The sequence below is a fragment of the Rubrivirga aquatilis genome (genome assembly GCF_046845665.1).
Taxonomy (GTDB): Bacteria; Bacteroidota; Rhodothermia; order Rhodothermales; family Rubricoccaceae; genus Rubrivirga.
In genome coordinates this window covers 3,863,637-3,883,583 of the sequence record NZ_CP177355.1, presented here as the reverse complement: position 1 = coordinate 3,883,583, position 19,947 = coordinate 3,863,637, and the positions used below count along the sequence as shown (strand labels likewise).

The window sequence follows — 19,947 nt, the reverse complement described above, 5'->3', positions numbered from 1 at the left end:
ACGCCCTACGGCGTTCGGCGCGAGCGCCCGGCGCGAGCGGGGCCGTCCGCCCGGTAGGGTGCCGTCTCTGGCCCCCTCCGCCCGTGCCCGTCGCCCCGCCGCTGCCTGCCACCCCGCCCGACGAGCGCGCGGCCTTCGCCGCCCTCCAGGCTTCCTTTCGCGGCCAGTTCGAGCGCGTCTTCCCCGACCGGTTGGCGCCCCGCACCGTCGTCGTGGTGCCCAGCCTGACGATGCCGCCCGACGAGCTGGCGAAGATCGACGGCGTGCACCATTACGAGGAGCGGATGCTGTTCACGCTGATGCTGTTGCGGCTGCCGCACACGCGGCTGGTGTTCGTGACCAGCCAGCCCGTCGCCCCGGGCATCGTCGACTACTACCTGCACCTGCTGCCAGGCATCCCGGCCGTCCACGCGCGCGAGCGGCTCAAGATGCTGGCGTGCCACGACGCCTCGCCCATCCCGCTCTTGCGCAAGGTGCTGGACCTGCCCCGGCTCGTCCACCGCATCCGCGACGCGATCCGCGACGTGAGCGCCGCGCACCTGACGTGCTTCAACGCGACCGCGCTCGAACGGACGCTGGCGGTCCGCCTGGGCATCCCGCTCTACGCCTGCGACCCCGACCTTGCCCACCTCGGCACCAAGAGCGGGAGCCGCAAGACCTTCCGCGCCGCTGGTGTGGACTTGCCCGACGGCGCCGAGGACCTCCGTGACCTCGACGACGCGGCCGACGCGCTCGCGGCCCTCAAAGGCCGCGACCCCGGCTTGCGCCGGGCCGTGGTCAAGCTCAACGACGGGTTCAGCGGCGAGGGCAACGCCGTGGTCTCCTTCGAGGGAGCGCCCGGTGAAGGGCTGGCGGCGTGGGTCCGCCGCGAGCTGCCGGGTCGACTCCGGTTCGAGGCGGCCACGGAGACGGTCGAGCACTACGCCGCCAGCTTTGCTGCGATGGGCGGCGTCGTCGAGGCGTTCGTCGACGGCGAGGGCAAGGTCTCCCCGTCGGTCCAGTGCCGCATCGACCCGGTCGGCCGCGCGTCCGTCATTTCGACGCACGACCAGATCCTGGGCGGGCCGAGCGGGCAGGTCTTCCTGGGCTGCACCTTCCCCGCCGCCGCCGCCTACCGTCAGGCCTTGCACGACGCCGGCGAGCGCGTGGCCGACCAGCTCGCGGCGCAAGGCGTGCTCGGCCGGTTCGGCGTCGACTTCGTCTCCGTCCCCCAAGGCGACGGCTGGCGCCACGTCGCCATCGAGATCAACCTGCGCAAGGGGGGCACCACGCACCCCTTCGATATGCTCGAGTACCTCACCGACGGGACCTACGACGAGGCGACAGGCCTGTACCGGACGCCCAGCGGCGAGCCCCGCGCCTACGTCGCCACCGACAACCTCGTCCGCGAGGCGTACCGGGGCCTGACGCCCCGCGACCTGATCGACCTCGCCGTCGACCACCGCCTGCACTTTCACGGGGCGACGCAGGAAGGTGTGGTGTTCCACCTCATCGGCGCGCTCTCGGAGTTCGGCAAGGTCGGCCTGTTGTGCATCGGCCGGACGCCCGCCCGGGCCCGCCAGTTCTACGACGAGACCGTCCGCGTGCTCGACGCGGGCGCCTAGCCGTTGAGCACGAACCGGACCGGGACCGCAAAGCGGACGCGGACGGGGCGCCCGCGCTGCTGGCCCGGCATGAAGCGGCTCTCCGAGACGGCCTTCAGGGCCGCCTCCGAGAGCAGTGGGTTCGAGCTCCGCACGACGACGGGGTCGATCACGTTGCCCCGCTCGTCGACGACGAACTGGACGACGACCTGACCTTCGACGCCCGCGCGGATGGCGAAGTCGGGGTACACGACCCGGCGCTGCAGCCCCTCGATCCCGCCGATCAAGACGGGCTGCACCTCGGCGACCTCAAAGATCTCCGGCTCGACGGGCTCGGGCTCCGGCGGCGGCGGCGCGGCGGGCGGCGGGGGAGGGGGCGGCGCAGCGACCGGCGGGCGGGCCGTTGGCGGCGGGGGAGGGGGCGCGGGCGGCACGGCCACCGACACGTCGAGGTCGAGCGCGATCTCCTCGATGACCGCGTCCTCCACCTCGACGGCGTCGGGGACCTCTAGGGGCGGCGGCAGCGCGGGCGGTGGCGGCGGCGTGGGCGGCGCCTGCTCGGTGGGCGCGATGTCTTCCAGCACGATGCTCTCGTTCGTCCCGTCGATGAGCACCGCGTCGTCCCCGGTCGGGAGGGGAATCGTAAAGGCGGCGATGGCGGCGGCGAGCGCGAGCACCATCCCGAGCTGGCGGTACACGGGCAGGGACCGACGGAGGTCGGCGTGGGGGGCCTTGAGCAGTGGCATGGCAGAGTCGGAAGGCGAGCCCTGGCAACGTGCCTCGGGAGGCGCTCTCCGGCTGTGGGGGCGATGGCCGGTCGCTTCCCGGGGGCGCTTCCCGGGGGAGACCTGATCGAGGTGCCGGGACCGCCCTGCGCGTGCTGCAGGGCGACGCGAGCCGGGGCCCCCCCCACACCGGGTGGGGGAACGCCCCGCACCCCGACCTCGGCGGCGCCCACGGGCCGCCACGGCCGGACGCTGGCAGAGCCGACGCCCCGTCGGTCGGTCCTTGCACCCTCCGCCTGCTCCCACTCCCCGATGCCCACTCGCTTTACCACCTCGTTCACCCTCCTCGCCCTGATGCTGGGCCTCGCCGGATGGCTCGTCGTCGAGCGCTACACGTTCACCGACGCCAGCCGTGTCTGGGTGACCGGCACCTCGACCGTCCACGACTGGTCATGCGACGCCGACGTCACGGCCACGCTCGACGCGACCACGGCCTCCGGTGCGCTTACCGGCCTGTCGGCGCTCACCGTCTCCACGCCCGTCGCCCAGATGGACTGCGACAACGGGACGATGAACGGCAAGCTCCGTGACGCCCTCGGCTCCTCGCCGGTCCGGTTCGTGCTGACGACGGCCAGGGTGGGCACGCCTAACAACGGCCGCTTCTTGGTCGAGGCCGACGGTCGGCTGACCATCCACGGGACCACGCGCACGCAGCGCGTCCGGGCCCAGGGCCGCGTGCTTAGCGGCGGCCGGTTCCAGTTCACCGGCGAGGTGCCCGTTACGATGAGCCAGTTCGGCGTCGACCCGCCGCGCGCGCTCGCGGGCACGTTGCGCACGGGCGACGCGGTGACGGTCCACTTCGACGTCGTCGCCACCCGCTAGCGCGATGCGCCTCCTCGTCCTCGCCCTGCTCGCCTCGCTCGGTGCCGCCCCGGCGCCGCGCTACGATGTCGCTCCAGAAAGTCGGTTGTGGATCGATGGGACCGCCACGACGGGCCCGTGGACGTGCCAGGCGGACGGCGTCGTCGGCCAGGCCGAGGGCGACCCCTCTGCCCCGTCGGGCCGGCTGGCGGTGCCCGTCCGCGCTTTCGACTGCGGCTCGGGCCTGATGAACCGCGACCTCGCCGAGGCCCTCGGGGCCGACGACCACCCGACCATCGCCTTCGACCTCGACGCGGTCGGCCGGATCGCGCCGGCGCCTCCGGACGCCTGGGTCGAGGTCGTCGCCCGGGGCACGCTGCGCCTCGCCGGCACCGCCCGCGTCGTGACGGTCCGGGCCCGGGGTCGGCGGCGCGCCGACGGCCGGGTCGAACTCGACGGCCGCCAGCCGCTCCGGATGAGCGCCTTCGGCGTCCGCCCTCCCTCGCACGCCGCCGGGCTCGTCCGCGCCCAAGACGCCATCGTCGTCCGCTTCTCACTCGTCGCTGTCTCCCGCTAACCCCGTCCACCCACACCCCGATTGCCATGACCCGCACCCTTCGCACCCTCGCCGTGGCCGCGCTCGCCTCGCTGGCGTTCCCGGTGGCGGCTCAGATCGCCGCCAACACGTCGTCCGCTCCCGCCGACTCCGCGCCTGCCGTCACGGCGACCGCTGAGACCCCGACCGACGACGCGGCCGACAACGCGCTCGTCCAGTACCCCAACCAGCGCCCGCCGGACTTCCGCGGCCTCAACGTCTTCGAGGCACCGAAGACCGCGTCGCGCTTGGTCGGCAACACGCCGCAGCTCCGCATCGGCGGCGCCTTCGCCCAGCAGTACCAGGCCCTCAGCCACAGCAACACGCCCAACATGGTCGACGGCGTGGACCAGAACGCGCTCGAGGACATCGGCGGCGGGTTCAACCTCGCGACCGCCAACCTGAACGTGAACGCCCTGCTCGCGGACGGCGTCCAGGTGAACCTCGAGACCTACCTCTCGTCGCGCCACCACGCCGAGACGTGGGTGAAGGGCGGCTACCTCCAAGTCGACGGCGCACCGTGGCTTGGCAGTTCGCTGGTCGACGACCTCTTTGAGGTCGTGACCGTCAAGGTCGGCCACTTCGAGATCAACTACGGCGACGCGCACCTCCGCCGGACCGACAACGGCAACGCGTTCTACAACCCGTTCATCGGCAACAACATCATGGACGCGTTCGCGACCGAGATCGGCGGCGAGGTGTACGCCCGCTCCGGCGGCGCCCTCGCCATGGCCGGCATCACGGGCGGCGAGATCAAGGGGACCGTCACCGATCCCGACGAGCGCTCGTACTCGCTCTACGGCAAGCTCGGCATCGATCGCCAGGTGACCGAGGACGTCCGCTTGCGGCTGATGGGCTCGGCATACGGCACCCGCAACGCGGGCCGCAACACGCTCTATGGCGGCGACCGCTCCGGCTCGCGCTTTTACTCCGTGATGACGCCCCCCGGCACCTCGACCAGCTCGGCGTTCACGACGGGCCGCATCAACCCTGGGTTCACCGAGTCCGTGACCAGCGTCATGGTCAACCCGTTCGCCAAGGTCCGCGGGCTGGAGCTGTTCGGGACCTATGAGGTGACGAGCGGCTACGGCGGCGGCGAGGCCGAGTCCATCGACCGCGCCTGGACGCAGATCGCGGCCGACGCCGTGTACCGCTTCCTGCCGCGCGAGCAGGCCTACCTCGGCGCCCGCTACAACCGTGTCTCCGGCGAACTAGCCGGCCCGCGCGTAAACGGGGCCATCACGACGGCCGGTGCGGACGTCTCCATCGACCGGGTGGAGGTGGCGGCGGGCTGGTTCCCGACCCGGAACCTGCTCCTCAAGGTGGCCTACGTCGACCAGCAGTACAACGACTTCCCGGCGACTGACATCTTGAGCGGTGGCGGCTTCGACGGGTTCATGGTCGAGGGCACGCTGGCGTTCTAGCTCAGCATCGTCGAATGCCCCGGGGGCCGGTTCTTCGCGAGCCGGCCCCCGCTCGCGTCGTAGGGCGGCGCCCGGCAGCGTCCACCGGGGAGCGCCCGCGCGGTGCATTGACCGTGCCCGTCGCAGCTGCCTGGCGGGTTCGGGTAGCTAGCGCTCTCCTCCCGTTCCTGTCTCCCGATGCCTCCGATCCAGACCGTCCTGTGCGCCTTCGACGGCTCCGCCCACGCCCGCGGCGCGCTTGTCGTGGCCGCCGACCTCGCCGAGCGGGTCTCGGCCACGCTCCACCTTATCCACGTCAACCCCCTATTCCGGGGAGCCAAGAGCATCGAGGACGACGGGGCGCCGCAGAGCGCGCAGACCGTGGCCTCCGTCGACGCCGCGCTCGGAGCAGAGCACGCCTTCGAGGTGCTGGCCCCGGTCGTCCACCGCGCGCATGGCCAGACGCCCGCCGACGGGATTCGTCGCACGGCCGAGGAGGTTGGGGCGGACGTGGTGGTGGTCGGGACGCGCGGTCGGCGTGGGCTGGAGCGGCTGCTGGCGGGGAGCGTGGCCGCCGAAGTCGTCCGCGACTCGGGCGTGCCCGTCCTCGTCGTCGCGGGCCAGGGTGCCCACGCCGAGCTCGGGCCCGAGGCGCCCGTCCTCATCGGGGTGGACCTCGCCGATCCGTCGTCGCACGTCGTGGCGTTCGGCCGGGCGTTCGCGGCCATCTATCATGCCCCGCTAGCGCTGGCCACCGTCCGCGACGCGGCCCCCGATCGGCTGGTCGCGAGCGGGACCCATCGCCGCCCGCTGGCGCCCGCTCCAGAGCGGCTCTCCCGAGAGGCGGCCCATGCGGCTCTGGCCGCTTTTGCCGCCGAGGCTGGAGCCGAGGACGCCGAGCGGCATGTCGTCCCCGGGCCCCCCGCCGAGGCGCTCACGGCGCTTGCCGCTCGCGACCGCGCCGGCCTGCTCGTCGTCGGGACGCACGGGCGGCACGGGTGGGGCCGGCTCCGGCTCGGGAGCGTGGCTGAGGGCGTCGTCCGAGAGGCCGGGTGCCCAGTGCTAGTGGTCCCCAGCGCCCAGGAGCCGAGCGGAGACGGCGCGTAGTCGGCCACCCGCCCGGACAAACAGAAATCGGCCGACCCCGAAGGATCGGCCGGTCACTGGGTTGTGGAGATGCCGGAACCACTACGCGGGCTGGTCCGGGGTCGGCTCCAAGACGCAAAGGCCCTCTGGTAGGGCGTACGGCCCGATTGTGGACAACAAGTGGGAGCGAGGCGTAGGCGGAGCGGGCCGGAAACCTTACCCTAGACCTTTACCCCCTTGGCGGTGGGGACGCGTCTCCATAACCCCCTTGCACCGGCGTCCGTGGCCACGTTCATCCCCGTCCTCCGGGCGGACAAGACCAACAAGAAAGGGCTCGCGCCCGTCACCGTCCGCGTGATCTCGGGGCAAGATGTGGCCTACGTCTCGCTCGGCGTCCGGATCAAGCCGAAGGACTGGAACGAGGCGAAGGGGCGGGTGCGGAAGAGCGAGCGCGAGGCGTCGCGGATCAACGACCTCATCGCCGGTGCCGTGGCGGCGGGGCGGTCGGCCTCGGTGAACCGGTCGGCGGCGCGGGATTATGTGACGGCGAAGGCGCTGGCCGGCGACGTCCGCGAGTGGCTGGCGCCGGCGCCGATCGAGCCGGAGCCCGAGGAGCACTTCCTGACATTCTTCCGCCGGTGGGTGGACGGGTTCGCCGCGCGGGGCCAGCCGTCGACGTACAAGGCGTACAACACGACGTGCAAGCGGCTGACCGCGTACTCGAAGGGGCGGCTAGCGTACGCCGACCTCTCGCCGGCCTTTCTCCGGACCTGGGGCCACTCGATGCGGGCGCCTGAGCCGCACGGGGAAGGGCGGAAGCAGAACTACGTCCGCAAGCAGCTGACGACGACGCGGACGGCCATCCGCGCGGCGATCCGCGACGGGCATGTGCCGGAGAGCTTCCGGGACCCGTTCGACAAGCTCCACGGCGATCCGCTGCTCCGGACCGAGCGCGTGGAGAAGGGTCGGCTGACGGCCGAGGAGGTGGCCGCCATCGCGTCGGCGCGGTGCGAGTCGGGGACGCTGATGGAGGCGGCCCGGGACGGGTTTGCGCTCGCGTTCTACGCTGGCGGCATGCGGTTCGGGGACACGTGCCTCTTGCGGTGGACCGACGTGGTCCGCGACGCGGAGGGGACGCCGGTGAAGCTGAGCTACCGGGCGGAGAAGACGGGGAAGCCGACGTCGATTCCGCTCGTGCCCGAGGCGCGGTCGATCGTGGAGCGGTACGGCGAGCGCCGGCCCGAGGCGGTGGAGGCTGGCGGGTTCGTCTTCCCGTTCCTTGACGGGAAGGACCTCTCGACGCCGGCGAAGAGGCGGAGCGCGGTGAGCGGCCGGAACGCGTACGCCAACAAGGTGCTGAAGACGCTCGCGAAGCGGGCCGAGATCGCCCACCCCGAGCGGGTGACGACGCATCTGGCGCGGCACTCGCTGGCGGCGCACCTTCTGGAGTCGGGGATCGGGGCGCACGGGATCAAGGAGGTGCTTCGGCACGCGTCGGTGACGACGACGGAGCGGTACCTCCAGGGGTTCAGCCGGGACCTCCTCGACGACGCCTACCGAAACGCGTTCGGAGGCGGGGGCGAGTAGAGCGGAGGCCATCCGCAGCGGCTCTCGGCTGTTCTCGCTCGTCTCACTGAGCTTGCAGAACGGTAGCGTAGCGGGCTGCGGATCGGTAGCGTTTGGGGGCTGGCCACGACCCGGGTGCGATCCACAGTTGAAATGGACCGCCTTGGGAGCGAGGATGGGGCCATGTCTCTCGACCCCGACCCCGACCTCGCGATCGCGGCGTCCTCCGAACTGGTGGAGGCGCTCGACGACGCCCGTGTGGCGAAAGCGCTCCGGCTCGCGCTTCGCGACGCGAGGTTGCGGGCGCAGTTCGCGGCGCTGCGGGCGGACGGGGCGAGCGTGGAGGACGCCGTTGATGCGCTGCGGGGGCCGCACGAGGACGACGAGGGGCGGCCGTACTTCCTCAGCGAGGAGCGAGTTCGGGCCGTCGTGTACCGGAAGGGCGGGGCCGGTTGAGAGGTCGGGTCGAGGGGACGACCTGGACGCGCGGGGGCGGATCATCGAGGTTGAGCGCTCCCCCCAGACACCCCGGACAGACCCATGGCCATCCTCGATCGAGGCATCTTGGGCGGCGGCCGCAACGCCGTCGGCACCGTCGTCATGACCAAGTGGCGCGGCAAGGACGTCATCCGCGCCCGCGTCACGCCCGCCAACCCCCAGACCGCCGCGCAGACCACCCAGCGCGACCTGTTCGCCCAGCTCACCCGGGCCGGCTCGTCCTTGATGGGCGCGTTCATCCGGCCGTACTGGCGCCAGTACGAGGGGTCGGGCCGGAGCGCGACGACCGCGTTCAACGAGTTCGTCCGCGCCAACGTCCGCGTCATGCGCTCGGACGACGTGGCCGGCGCGCCGGCGGGCACGTTCGACCCCGCCCAGATGCTGCTCACGCGTGGAGGCCTCGCCCCGGCCGAGCCCCTCGCGCTCGACGACGACGACGTCGGCGGCACGGATGTGACGTGGGACGTGGCGGGCGGCCAGGCCGACGACGCGGTCGCCGTCGTCGTGGCGAGCCCGGACGGCGCGGCCGTCAACGTCGTGACCGGGCTGACGCGGGCCGCCGGCCAGGCGGCGCTCGGCGTCCCGTTCGCTGACCGGGCCAAGTACACGGTCCACGTCGTGCCGTACCGGCCGGTGGCCGGCGGCGACCCGACGCTCGCCTTCCATGGCTCGATCCGCTACGACCCCGACGCGATGGCCGACGTCGTCGTGACGGGCGCCGAGAAGCGGGCGGCGTTCCAGACCGGCGGCGCCGACGCGGGCCCGAACCCGGACGACCCGGGCGCGCTCGTCTAGCGCTTGGCTGACCTGACGGCCGGCCCCGTCCCGCTCGCTCCGAGGCTCCGTGATGGGAGTTGGTCAGGAGCGAACTGGGAGCGGGGCCGGAGCAGGTCACCCGCCGACCGGACCGATGACCGACCACGACCCGTCCCCGAGCCTCCTCGTCGAGGGGTGGCTCGCGCGGAACGCGCTCCAGCTCGCCGTGGCGATGCTGGTCGCGCTGTTCGGGTGGAGCGCGAACCGGACGCTCGACGACGTGGCCCAGGACATCGCCGTGAACACGGCGCGGCTGGAGCGGCTGGCTGAGTCGCTGGGCGGCGTGCAGGTAGGCCAGGCCAGCCACGAGCGGCGGATCGAGCACCTCGAGCGCCGGGCCGACCACCTGGAGTCGCGCCTCGACCGGTAGGCGCGCTCCGCATCCCGCAGACCCATGAAGGCCGAGAAGTTCTTGACGGCGCTCTTGCTCGCGACGGGGACGGCCGTCTACGCGACGTTCACCGACGGCGGGGCCGGCGTGGTCTCGCCCGTCGAGCTGTCCGGCTTCGCGGCCGGGCTGCTGAAGGCGGCGCTGGCCGTCGGGCTGTTCTGGGCGTTCGACCGGTACGTGCTCGACGAGGTCGACACCGTCGCCGAGTTGAAGGCAGGAAACGTCGCGTACGCGCTCGCGCTCCTGGCGCTGGCGGTGCTGCTCGCGGCCACGGTGGCCACGGCTCAGCCGACCGAGACGGCCGGCGACGCGCAGTGTCGGTGCGCATGCACGTGCGAGCCGGCCCGCCTCGGTGAGGCGCCCGAGGCGGGCGAGGTCGTCCGGGCGAGGCCGGCCCATCTCGACACAGCGCTCGCGTATGTGGGGACGGTCGAGCGGGGTGGCAACAACCGTGGGCCGCGGGTCGAGCGGTTTCTGGCGTCGGTGGGGCTCGGGCCGGGGCAGCCGTGGTGCGCGGCGTACGTCTCCTACGTGCTCGACGCGGCGGGCGTCCGGGCGCCGCTAGACGGACGGCGACGCGTGATTCGGTCGGGGCTCGCGGCCCGGTTCATCACGTCGAGGAGCATCCGGGCGAGCGAGGCGCTCCGGGGCGTGAAGGAGGTGCCACCCGGAGCCGTCGTGATCTGGCGTCGGGGGAACGGGCCGTTCGGGCACGCGGGGTTCGCGTTGGCGTGGGACGGCGCGAGCGGTGAGACGGTCGAGGGCAACACGTCGTCGGGCCAGGGGGGAAGCCAGCGGGATGGGGACGGCGTGTGGCGGCGCCAGCGGCGGATCACGCCGGGGAGCTACTTCCGGATCGTCAGCTTCACGCCGGTCGATGCCTCTCACTGGCAGTGAACAGAGAACAGGCCCGTTTCACTGCGAAGAGCGGGGAATCCGCAGAGGAGTCGTTTCGGAGATGGGCGGCTACCTTGCTGCCCGTTTCTACATCGCTAGACCGTGCCCAACGCCCCCTCGCCCACCTCCGACAGCGCCGAGCGTTCGACAGACTCGCGAGCGGCCGCGGCCGCCTACCTCTTGACGTGGAATCCAGAGCGATGGGCGTGGGCCGAGCTCCCGCATCTCGCCGAGCAGCTCCGCACCGGGCACGAGGTGGTGCGGCGGTGGAGCACTGGAAACACCAAGAGCATCGAGGAGGGGGCGCGGGTGTACCTCTACCGCCAGGGGAGCCAAGGACGGGGCATCGTCGGGTCGGGACGGGTGGTGCGGGCAACGTTTGAGGAGCCGCACTGGGACGAGGAGAAGGGCGGGACGGCCAACTATGTGGAGGTCGCGTTCGATGCGCTGCTCGATCCTGGCGAGGATGTCCTCCTTCTCCCGTCCGTGCTGGAAGGGCCTGAACTGGGGGACGTGCACTGGGGGACCCAGACCTCGGGGATCGGGCTGGACGACGGGGTATCACAGCGGCTGGATGCGCTTTGGACGGGGTGGGTAGACGCCCAGCGGACGGACGGCGAGGGGTTCCTCCGGGAGATGAGCGCGTATGCCGAGGACGGTGTGGTCTTCTCAAGCTCGGTTCAAGGGGCGCTGTACACCGTCGCGGGTGTGGACGAGCAGGGCGCGGATGTGACTCGGCTTTCGGCCTCGGAGCCGGCGCGGGTGACGGCGAGCGGATACGCCCGCGCGGTCCGAACTGTGATGCAGAACGGCGGGCGGTTCCCGGCCGTCCAGCTCGACGCGACGGCTGCGGTCCGGAACGCCTACTTCCAAGGCCCGGAGCTTGCGCTGAGCCCGTCGGGAGACGTGGCGGTTCTCGTGACTCCAGAGGACGCTGCTGACCTCCTCATCGCCCACCTGGACGCCTTGCGAGTTGACCGGAGCGAGGGGGCCCCCAAGCCGTACCAGCCGGCGGTCATTGCCTGCGTCTTGGATGCGATCGAAGCTGGCGACCTGACAGAGAATCGGGTCCCGTTCGACTGGTTGGAGCCACGCTTCCTGGCATTCCTCGGTGCGCGGGGTGTTGAGGCCACCTCGGTGCAGGCCGCCTATGGGTACTTCTACCTGAGCCGGAAGCCGTTCTGGCTCCTGGGGTACTCGTCCCCCTCTGGCGAGGCCGTGGCGGCCCTCGACCCACCGTCGCGCTCAAAGCTGACTCGAGCTGTGACCCACGCTCGACTCGGGGCTCCCTACTGGGCGGCGCTTCAGCACGCGGAAGCTCGCGCGCAGGTGCGAGCGGCTCTGGAGGCGTGGTGGCCCGCTGAGCCGGCCGGCGGCGGCGACATCGAGGTCGACGCCGGCGTTCTCACACGCATGGTCAAGGAGGTGATCGGCCCCGTGGTCTTGGACGGGGACTTACTCGCGGAGGGCGGCGGCGAGGGGTACCACCATCACAAGGTGCTGCCGACGACGATGAGGCTCCTCTCTCGGGAGTCGATCGAGGCCGACCCTGTGGGTGCCGTGCTCGGCGCGATCAAGGCCCACGTCAACCTGCTCTCGGCGTACGAGCTGATGTACGCCAAGACGCTGCTCGTTCACGAGTCGACGGACCCGGACGACATCCGGGACCATGTCCTCGATCTCCTCTACGGCACCGACGATCTCGCGGCGCGGGTCGGTCGCTTCACCGAGTGGGCCCACCGGCGTGAGCGCGAGGACGGCGCGACGATGGAGATGAACGCGACGGTCGCGAGCTACCTCCTTGCGACGAGTCAGCCGACCCGGTACGCCTTCTGCAAGCCGTCCGTCTACAAGGTCGCGGCGCGTGCCCTCGTCGGTGAGGCGGTGGGCCCGGCCCAGCCGGCCGAGCGAGTGGCCCATGCGACGAGGCTCTACGAAGCGGTCCTCGAGCGCCTCCGGGAGGACCACGGCGTCCCGTTTGAGGACTTGATGCACGTCCACATCGCGTTCTACGTCGTGTCCAGGTACGACAAGGGCCGCGGGTGGAAGCAGCTGGTGGCGGTCGAGCGATCCCAGGTAGCAGAGCCCACGATCGAGTACGAGGTGGATCGGACCGCCTTCCGCCGCTTGTTTGACCGGTTCGTCGAGGAGTATGCTGGGGAGGATCGCGGCGCGCTGCACCTCGAGCACTACGCGGCCGCGCGAGTGGAGGCCCGGAGGGGGTACGCAGCGATCTGCGAGAGGGCGGACGCGGGGGACGACGTGACCGATGAGGTTCTCCTCGCCTTCCTGCCGCACAAGAACACGAGCGGCAACCGGGAGCGGGGGGCGTGGATCCACCCGGCGGAGGCCGTGACGAAGGACGTGCGGATGTGGTTCGAGGGAGCCGGCTGGGTCGCCCCGGAGGACTGGCCGGCCGTGACGGAGGCCCTCCTGAGGTTCGTCCGGACGAGTGCGGACGAACCCGGCTCGCTGGCTGATGCTGTTTACACCTTCGAGGCGTCGTCGCACGGGAAGGGCCTTCAGGCCGGAATGCTGTCGCCGATTCTGAGCGCGCTCCGTCCCGAGGCGTACTCCGTGATCAACTCGAAGGCCGCCCGGCTGGTGAACCGGCTGACTGGTGGGGCCTTCGACACCCGGTTAAGCTCGTACCCGGAGACGAACGCCGCTGCGCGGACCTTGGTCGGGGTGGCAGAGGAGTGGATCGCCGAGGCGGACCTGGACGCCGACGCGGAGGCCGACGTCCTCGACATGATGGGCCACTGGCTGGTGACGGAGGGGCCGCCGGAGGACGACTCCGTACCCTTGGCCGCGCCGCTGGATGCCGTGTTCGCGTCGGCAGATGAAGCGGAGTGGACCTTCGACCTGCTCCGCGAGTCGCTCGGCCATCTCGGCGTGGAGGAGCCCGGTGACCCCCGGGTCGTCATCACGCTCCCTGGCACACACGGGGGTACGGTCCTCCGACTCAACTTTGGGCCGTGGTTGGTCCTCGACTATCGAGGCCGTTCCCGCGGGGCCACACAACTGGGGGTGACGTTGCGGTCCGAGGACGGGCAGGCGCTCGACGTCGGCGAGACGGTGGGCGAGTCCTTTGCCGAGGCTGACGGCCGCCCCGAGCAGTCGCTGTTCTTGTTCTCGGTCAAGGACGCCCGCCCGATGCCCCCCGCCATTGAAGATGCGATCGCCGCCTCGATGGCCGAGATCGGGGACCGGTTCGCTGGGTGGAGAGGGAGCCCGTATGCCCGCCATCACCAGCCACAGATCGAGGCCGCTGTGTTCGATGACGCCGCCCGGGACGCTCTCTTCCGGGACGGCCTGGACCTCCCCACACCTCCCGACGACATGGACCAAGCCGATGCGCGTGCCTGGAAGGTGTCGCCTGGGGATGGGGCGTGGCAGTGGGAGGAGTCGCGCGAGGGTGGCTTCATCGGGATCGGCTGGGAGGACCTCGGCGATCTCTCGGGCGTGGCCGAGGCCGAGTTCCGACGCCGCCAGGCGGACGCCGAGGAGCGGTTCGGGTGGACGACGCGGGCGACCAACCAGGTATGGCGGTTCGCGACGGAGATCCGAGTGGGCGACCGGATCGTGGCGAACCGAGGCACGACGGAGGTACTGGGCGTCGGGACGGTGATCGGCCCCTACTATTTCGCCGACGGGGAGCGGCACGCGCACCGACTGCCGGTGCACTGGGATGACACCACGCCGAAAAAGGTGCGGTTCGGGCACTGGCGTCAGACGCTACTGTCGATTCCCCAGGCGGACTTCCAGGAGATCGTGGGCCCGACCTCGGCGCGTGGGCAGTTCGCGCCGGAGTACTCGCTGGCGACCTGCGCCGAGGAGACCGGGATCGCCGAGGTGCAGCTGGCGCGGTGGGTGCGGGCGATCGAGCGGAAGGGGCAGGCCGTGTTCTACGGGCCGCCCGGTACCGGGAAGACGTACCTCGCCGAGCGGCTCGCCCGCCACTTGGTGGGCGGGACCGACGGGTTCGTGGAGACGGTCCAGTTCCACCCGGCGTACGGCTACGAGGACTTCGTCGAGGGCATCCGACCGCGGACGGAGGACGGCCAGCTCCAGTATCCGTTGGAGCCGGGGCGGCTGCTCCAGTTCTGCGCCGAGGCGGAGACCCGCGAGGGGCGGTGCGTGCTGGTGGTCGACGAGATCAACCGGGCCAACCTGTCTCGGGTGTTCGGGGAGCTGATGTATCTGTTGGAGTACCGGGACCGGGAGGTCACGCTCGCCTCAGGCCAGCCGTTCTCGATCCCGGCGAACGTCCGGATCTTGGGGACGATGAACACGGCAGATCGGTCGATCGCGTTGGTGGACCACGCGCTCCGTCGGCGGTTCGCGTTCGTGCGGCTGTGGCCGGACTTCGACGTCCTCACGCGGTACCACCGGACGCGCAGGACGGGCTTCCCTGTGGGGGCGCTGGTGGGAGTCCTGAAGGCGCTGAACGAGCAGATCGGCGACGCGCACTACGCCGTCGGCATCTCGTACTTCCTGGACGAGGCGCTCGGCGAGCGGATCGAAGACGTGTGGCGGATGGAGATCGAGCCGTACCTCGAGGAATACTTCTTCGACCGTCCGGAGACGGTCGAGCCGTTCCTTTGGCCGGAGGTCGAGCGATCCCTCTCTCCTGAGGAGGCCTCGTAGCGGTGGATGTCATCGACCTCCCCGAATACGAGTCGGTTCGGCTCCCGGCGTTGGCCCTCTCGATGGAGGCCGCCCACTGGCTGTGGCGAGAGCACGGGACGAAGGTGGGGGTGACGTACCCCTCGCCGCAGACGGACGGCCAGTGGGAGCTGAGGTCGCTGGGGTGGGTTGGCTATCTGCCGGTGGACGAGGGGCTTCACCTCGCGCTGCGACCCAAGGTGCCGGTGCGGAGCGTGTTCGCGATGCTCGAGTATGCATACGGGCTCCGGGGCTTCCGGCTCCTGGAGGGCGAGGCGCCGTTCGAGACGCTGGACGACGCCATGGACCGGCTGGCACGGATCCTCGCTCGACGGACGCTTCACCGGGCACGGCGGGGGCTCCACCGGGCCTACGTCGGCCGGCATGAGCGGCTTCCGGTGGTCCGCGGGCGGCTCGATATGGGGCAGCTGGCGCGGCGTCATTGGGCGGTGAACCCAACGTGCCACTACGAGGAACACACGGCGGACGTCGACGACAACGGGATCGTGGCGTGGGCGCTCCACGTGGTCGCACGGAGCGGCGTGTGCCGGCCGAACGGACTCCGCGTGGTGCGGCAGGCGTACCGCCGGATGGAGGGGGCCGTGCAGGTGCGGCCGTACCGGGCGGAGGCGTGCGTCGGGCGGACGTACAGCCGGCTGACGGAGGACTACGCCGTGCTCCACGCGCTCTCGCGACTGTTCATTGAGAACGTGGGGCTGGGCCAAGGGACGGGCGAACGGCGCCTGCTCCCGTTCCTCGTGGACATGGCTGCGCTGTTCGAGGGGTTCGTGGCGGAGTGGCTCCGCGAGCGTCTCAAGGCCACACACCGGGTGGCGCCGCACGTTCGGTACGCCGTGGGCGACACGAACCACTTCGATGTGGACTTGGTGGTCTACGACCGTGCGGGCGACCCCGACGTCCCCCTCTGCGTGGTCGATACGAAGTACAAAGGGGTGCAGGCGGCCTCGGCGGCCGACATCGCGCAGGTGGTGGCCTACGCGACGGCGCTCGGGTGCCGGGACGCGGTTCTCCTCTACCCTCGCGCCCCCGAAAAGCCGCTGGTGGCGGACGTGGGAGGCATCCGGGTCCGGAGCCTCGTCTTCGATCTCGCCTCGGGACTGGACGCGGCGGGCGACCAGGCGGTCCGCGCGCTCCTCGAGGTCGAGGCAGCGGGAGTGTGAGGGGCAGGGTCCAGGCCGGGCGCTCTTCGTAGGCGCTGAGAACAGGAGCGGGACAGGAAATGGCAGCGTCAGAGGCGGATCTTGCCAGCGGAGCACCTTCCGGATCGAGAGCTTTACGCCAGTTTGTGGCGACCACTGGCGCTCACAGAACCGGGTACGGACGCGTCTAAGAGGGAGAGGTCGAACCCGTAGTAGGAGCCCGAGTGCAGCTCGTCTCCCCAGCGCTTCGCGATCGCGGGACTCGTTCGGCAGAAGTGAGCCATCCCGTTCTTCCACGAGGTCCAGACCTCGGCGGGGATGTAGCCTCGCTTGAAGAACAGGTACTCCTCCGCACAGAGGTTGAAGTAGTCGTCTAGGTACGCCTCGATGGGGCGGTCGTCGTATGCCCCTGCGATCTCAGCCTCGTCAGCGATGTAGTTCAAGGCGTCGTTGAGTTTGTCGTACCGCGCGTTAAAGTCGGTGACGAGCTCTTTGAGCAGGCGGGTCTGCTCGAGGCGCTGAGACTGATAGAAGTAGACGAGAGAGAGCGCGACGCCCGCGAGTGAGGCGATGCCCGCCCAGTCTCGAACGCCAACCGCGGCGGCGACGAGGACAGCGACGAGGATGGCTGCAGACGAGAGCGCTGCCGAGTAGCGCTGCAAGAAGTGAGGGGCGGACTTCATCATGATCGCTAGCAGGTTTCGGCGAAGGCGAGTTCGGGCAGGGCGAAATATCCTTCTGGGAGGGTTGGCGCGTTGTCCGGGCAAAGGTCGGCATGACCGTGCGGCGAGATGGCTCATTCCAGGCATTGAGGCCGCCGGACGAGCGTTTAGATGCGGCCGGCCGACTGGGCGTCGAGGGTTGGCACGGGAGTGGCCGATAGACTGGCATTCCGCTCACCTCCCAAGATGCCTGAAATGGACCTCGGCCACTTGTTCGACAACGCCCATGACGGCGCCTTCTTTAAGATCATCGGCACGAAAGTCCAGGACAAGCTCCGGGAGGTTCGGCAGACCCGCCGGGAGGAGAACGCTCGTCGTTGGGGCTGGGAGCTGATCCAAAACGCCAAGGACGTGGCCCACGATGGGTGCCCGGTCCGCGTCTCGTTTCAGCTGGAGGAGGGGGAGGCTCCCCGTCTGGTGGCGAGGCACAGCGGTCGACCGTTCCAGCCGGACCAGCTGTTCTATTTGATCGTCCAGACATCGTCGAAGGAGCGGCCGACGGGCGAGGCTGAGCCGACGACGACAGGGCGGTATGGGACCGGTTTCCTGACGACGCACCTCCTCTCGCCGGCCGTGGAGGTGGAGGGCATTCTAGAAGCCCCGGGGGCGCCGCCCGCACGGTTCTCCGTGGAGCTCGACCGGAGCGGGGCGACGCTCGAGGAGTTGACGGCCGCCGTGAAGCGGGCGCTCTCCGTCCGCGATCGGTTCGCATCGCTGCCGCGGGCCGAGGCCGTCGATCCCAATGAGTACAACACGTCGTTCGCGTACCCGCTGGACGCGCGGGGCATCGACGTAGCTCGCCAGGGGCTAGAGGACCTGCATCGATCGGTTCCCCTCATGCTCGCCTTCACGGAGGAGGTTGGCGAGGTGACCGTGCAGGGGGTGACGTACCGGCGCGAAGGGCGTGGCCCGATCGCTGAGGGCGTGGAGCGGGTGCACGTAGTGTCGCGCGGTCCCTCGGGCGAGGGCAGCCATTGGTTCGTCGTGGCACGGGGCGAGAAGTCGGCGGCTGCGGTGCGCCTCGACGCGTCCGAAGGGGAGGTGCGAGTGCTGGGGCTCGGCGATGAGGTGCCCCGACTGTTCTGCGACTTCCCGCTGCTCGGGTCGGAGTCGTTCCCCCTCCCGTTTGCTGTAAACAGCCCGTGGTTCTATCCCGACGAGGCCCGGAGCGGCGTGTACGTGGAGGACGAGTCTGATGTCGAGGTGGCCGTCAACCGGACGGCCCTCGCTGAAGTGTCGGGACTGCTTGGCCGCCTCCTAGCGGTGGCCGATGCCGAGGGCTGGCAGGACCGCTATCACCTCGCAGGCTTCGGGGTGCCTCCGGGCATGCCTACACAGTCGGCCGCCTGGTACCGTTCGGCCGTGCTGGAGCCGGCCCGCGACGCGCTGCTCACGGCCCCAGTCGTGGAGACCGCGGAGGGGTCGGTTCTGCCCCTGCGGAAACCGCTGGGCGGCCCCGACAAGACACCGACGGTGTGGCTACCGTCCCACGCGGACACGGCGGTGCGAGAAGGGATCTGGCGGTTCGCCTCGGCGGACGGCAGGCGCCGGAAGGCGCTGCCGAAGGAGGAGCACGTCGAGGCGTGGGGGGCGATCGCGTGGGGGGACTGCGCGCAGCTGACGGCGACGCGGCTGACGATGATGGTCTCGGAGATCGGGAGCGTCAATGAGTTGGCGGACCGGCTGGCGCTGAGTCGGGAAGAGGCCGTCCGGTGGCTCGGCGATCTCGCTGGGTTCCTCGTGGAGCACGACCTGGCCGGTCTGCTCCGGACGCACCAGGGCCGCGTGCAGATTGCCGATGCGGCGGGGCGGTACTCGTGGAAGAGCCAGCCAGTGTCGGCGCCGATGCTGCCGAATCAACTCGGGGCCTTCTGCTCGAGCGCGGACCTCTACCTCGACGGCGAGCTCGACGAGACGCTGAAGGACATCGCTGGTGACCTGGAGTACGACGTCCGCGCGGAACTGCTAGACTCGGCGGTCTACCTAGAGGAGCGGTTCGTGAAGGGAACGAAGACGCCGAAAGCGTTGGCCCAGACCATCGAGGAGGCCGTCAAGGAGCGCGTGAAGGGGACGCGGTCAGACGCGACGCGCCGGGCCTTCCGCTCGCTGTACCTCTGGATGAAGGAGCACGAGGCGGAGGCCCGAGACCTGTTCGGGATGTGGCTCTACGAGCACCGCGCGTTGCTCGTGCCGCCGGAGGACGTGATCGAGCTGATGGACCGGGTGCCGAAGCTCGAGGCCGAGAACGCGACGTTGCGCGAGCAGACGGAGGCGTTGCGGCGCCAGCAAGAGGCGCTCCGCGCCGAGGTGGAGGCCGCGATGTCCGATGCGAGCCGGTACCAGCAGCTGCAGACGTGGCTGGAGGCGGAGGGAGTGGGCTTCGACGCGCTACCGGCGCTCCTGGGTGAGCTGAAGGAACTGGTGGATTCGGACCGGCGCGGCCTGAGCGCCGAGGACCAGGCGATGGTGGCGTTCGTGGACGAGCTCCAGCAGTTCGCGGATGTCGAGATGACGAGCGTCGACGCGTTCCGGGCGTTCGTGGAGGCGCGGCCGGACCTGTTCCACCACCGGTCGGAGGCGGACCGGTACCTCCTGTTCCTGCAGAAGGCTGAGCGGGCGCGGGCCGCTGTGTATGCCACGCTCAAGGACAAGCCGGAGCTGTACGACCTGACCGACTGGACGCCATGCCCGCGCCGGCCGACCGTCGTGCTGGGCGTGCGTCGGCGGGACCGGACGCATGGGCGACCGCTGCTGCTCGTGGTGCGACCGTCGGACGGTGGCCGGGTGATCTTCTATCACCGTGAGGAGCTCGCGGCGCTGGCGGACCCGGAGGCCGAGCTGTGGACAGAGGACCCTCGCCGGGGCGTCCAGCGGCTGACGCTGGGCGGCGTGCTCCAAGAGCTGCGCGACCGGATGGGCGTCAACCAGGTGCCTGTAGCTTAGCCGCGGTTAGGACTCATGCATCTGCACTCAACA

The 19,947-nt window shown here is 70.7% G+C and carries 15 protein-coding genes; 13 read left to right on the top strand and 2 right to left on the bottom strand.

Annotation, left to right across the window (positions count from 1 at the left end; genetic code table 11):
* Window positions 1–83: 83 nt before the first annotated feature.
* Entirely contained in the window at window positions 84–1,604 is a 1,521-nt protein-coding gene (locus tag ACLII4_RS17140; RefSeq protein ID WP_412068614.1) for a peptide ligase PGM1-related protein, read from the top strand.
* Here ACLII4_RS17140 and ACLII4_RS17135 read toward each other — a convergent pair.
* Window positions 1,601–2,329 carry an energy transducer TonB gene (locus tag ACLII4_RS17135; protein WP_412068613.1) on the bottom strand — a complete coding sequence of 243 codons (729 nt, stop codon included), beginning with the start codon at window positions 2,327–2,329 and terminating at the stop codon, window positions 1,601–1,603. The two genes, ACLII4_RS17140 and ACLII4_RS17135, sit on opposite strands and share 4 nt — an antisense overlap.
* A 291-nt stretch (window positions 2,330–2,620) precedes the next feature.
* On the opposite strand from ACLII4_RS17135, the gene ACLII4_RS17130 reads away from it, so the two are divergent.
* From ACLII4_RS17130 to ACLII4_RS17080, 11 genes are all read left to right on the top strand, one after another.
* Window positions 2,621–3,190 carry a YceI family protein gene (locus ACLII4_RS17130; protein WP_412068612.1) on the top strand — a complete coding sequence of 190 codons (570 nt, stop codon included), beginning with the start codon at window positions 2,621–2,623 and terminating at the stop codon, window positions 3,188–3,190.
* A 4-nt stretch (window positions 3,191–3,194) separates the two neighbouring features.
* Complete coding sequence (locus tag ACLII4_RS17125; RefSeq protein ID WP_412068611.1) at window positions 3,195–3,746, top strand: YceI family protein; 552 nt, start codon at window positions 3,195–3,197, stop codon at window positions 3,744–3,746.
* A gap of 26 nt (window positions 3,747–3,772) precedes the next feature.
* Window positions 3,773–5,188: a hypothetical protein gene (locus ACLII4_RS17120; RefSeq protein WP_412068610.1), complete on the top strand. Its 1,416-nt coding sequence runs from the start codon at window positions 3,773–3,775 to the stop codon at window positions 5,186–5,188.
* A gap of 177 nt (window positions 5,189–5,365) precedes the next feature.
* Entirely contained in the window at window positions 5,366–6,274 is a 909-nt protein-coding gene (locus ACLII4_RS17115) for a universal stress protein (protein WP_412068609.1), read from the top strand.
* Window positions 6,275–6,535: 261 nt separating this feature from the next.
* The gene (locus ACLII4_RS17110) at window positions 6,536–7,840 is read left to right on the top strand and encodes a tyrosine-type recombinase/integrase (RefSeq protein WP_412068608.1); all 1,305 of its coding nucleotides are present in this window, start codon (window positions 6,536–6,538) and stop codon (window positions 7,838–7,840) included.
* 162 nt (window positions 7,841–8,002) lie between these two features.
* The gene (locus tag ACLII4_RS17105; RefSeq protein WP_412068607.1) at window positions 8,003–8,275 is read left to right on the top strand and encodes a hypothetical protein; all 273 of its coding nucleotides are present in this window, start codon (window positions 8,003–8,005) and stop codon (window positions 8,273–8,275) included.
* 84 nt (window positions 8,276–8,359) lie between these two features.
* Window positions 8,360–9,112 carry a DUF6266 family protein gene (locus ACLII4_RS17100; RefSeq protein ID WP_412068606.1) on the top strand — a complete coding sequence of 251 codons (753 nt, stop codon included), beginning with the start codon at window positions 8,360–8,362 and terminating at the stop codon, window positions 9,110–9,112.
* Window positions 9,113–9,227: 115 nt separating this feature from the next.
* Entirely contained in the window at window positions 9,228–9,503 is a 276-nt protein-coding gene (locus ACLII4_RS17095; protein WP_412068605.1) for a hypothetical protein, read from the top strand.
* Window positions 9,504–9,527: 24 nt separating this feature from the next.
* Window positions 9,528–10,421, top strand: coding sequence for a CHAP domain-containing protein (locus ACLII4_RS17090; protein WP_412068604.1), 894 nt, complete (start codon window positions 9,528–9,530; stop codon window positions 10,419–10,421).
* A gap of 102 nt (window positions 10,422–10,523) precedes the next feature.
* Window positions 10,524–15,071: an AAA family ATPase gene (locus ACLII4_RS17085; RefSeq protein ID WP_412068603.1), complete on the top strand. Its 4,548-nt coding sequence runs from the start codon at window positions 10,524–10,526 to the stop codon at window positions 15,069–15,071.
* Between the two features lie 2 nt (window positions 15,072–15,073).
* Window positions 15,074–16,270, top strand: coding sequence for an McrC family protein (locus ACLII4_RS17080; protein ID WP_412068602.1), 1,197 nt, complete (start codon window positions 15,074–15,076; stop codon window positions 16,268–16,270).
* Window positions 16,271–16,383: 113 nt separating this feature from the next.
* On the opposite strand, the gene ACLII4_RS17075 is transcribed toward ACLII4_RS17080, so the two are convergent.
* The gene (locus ACLII4_RS17075; protein ID WP_412068601.1) at window positions 16,384–16,935 is read right to left on the bottom strand and encodes a hypothetical protein; all 552 of its coding nucleotides are present in this window, start codon (window positions 16,933–16,935) and stop codon (window positions 16,384–16,386) included.
* 222 nt (window positions 16,936–17,157) lie between these two features.
* On the opposite strand from ACLII4_RS17075, the gene ACLII4_RS17070 reads away from it, so the two are divergent.
* On the top strand, window positions 17,158–19,914 hold the full coding sequence (locus tag ACLII4_RS17070) for a sacsin N-terminal ATP-binding-like domain-containing protein (protein WP_412068600.1): 2,757 nt from the start codon (window positions 17,158–17,160) through the stop codon (window positions 19,912–19,914).
* Window positions 19,915–19,947: the final 33 nt, after the last annotated feature.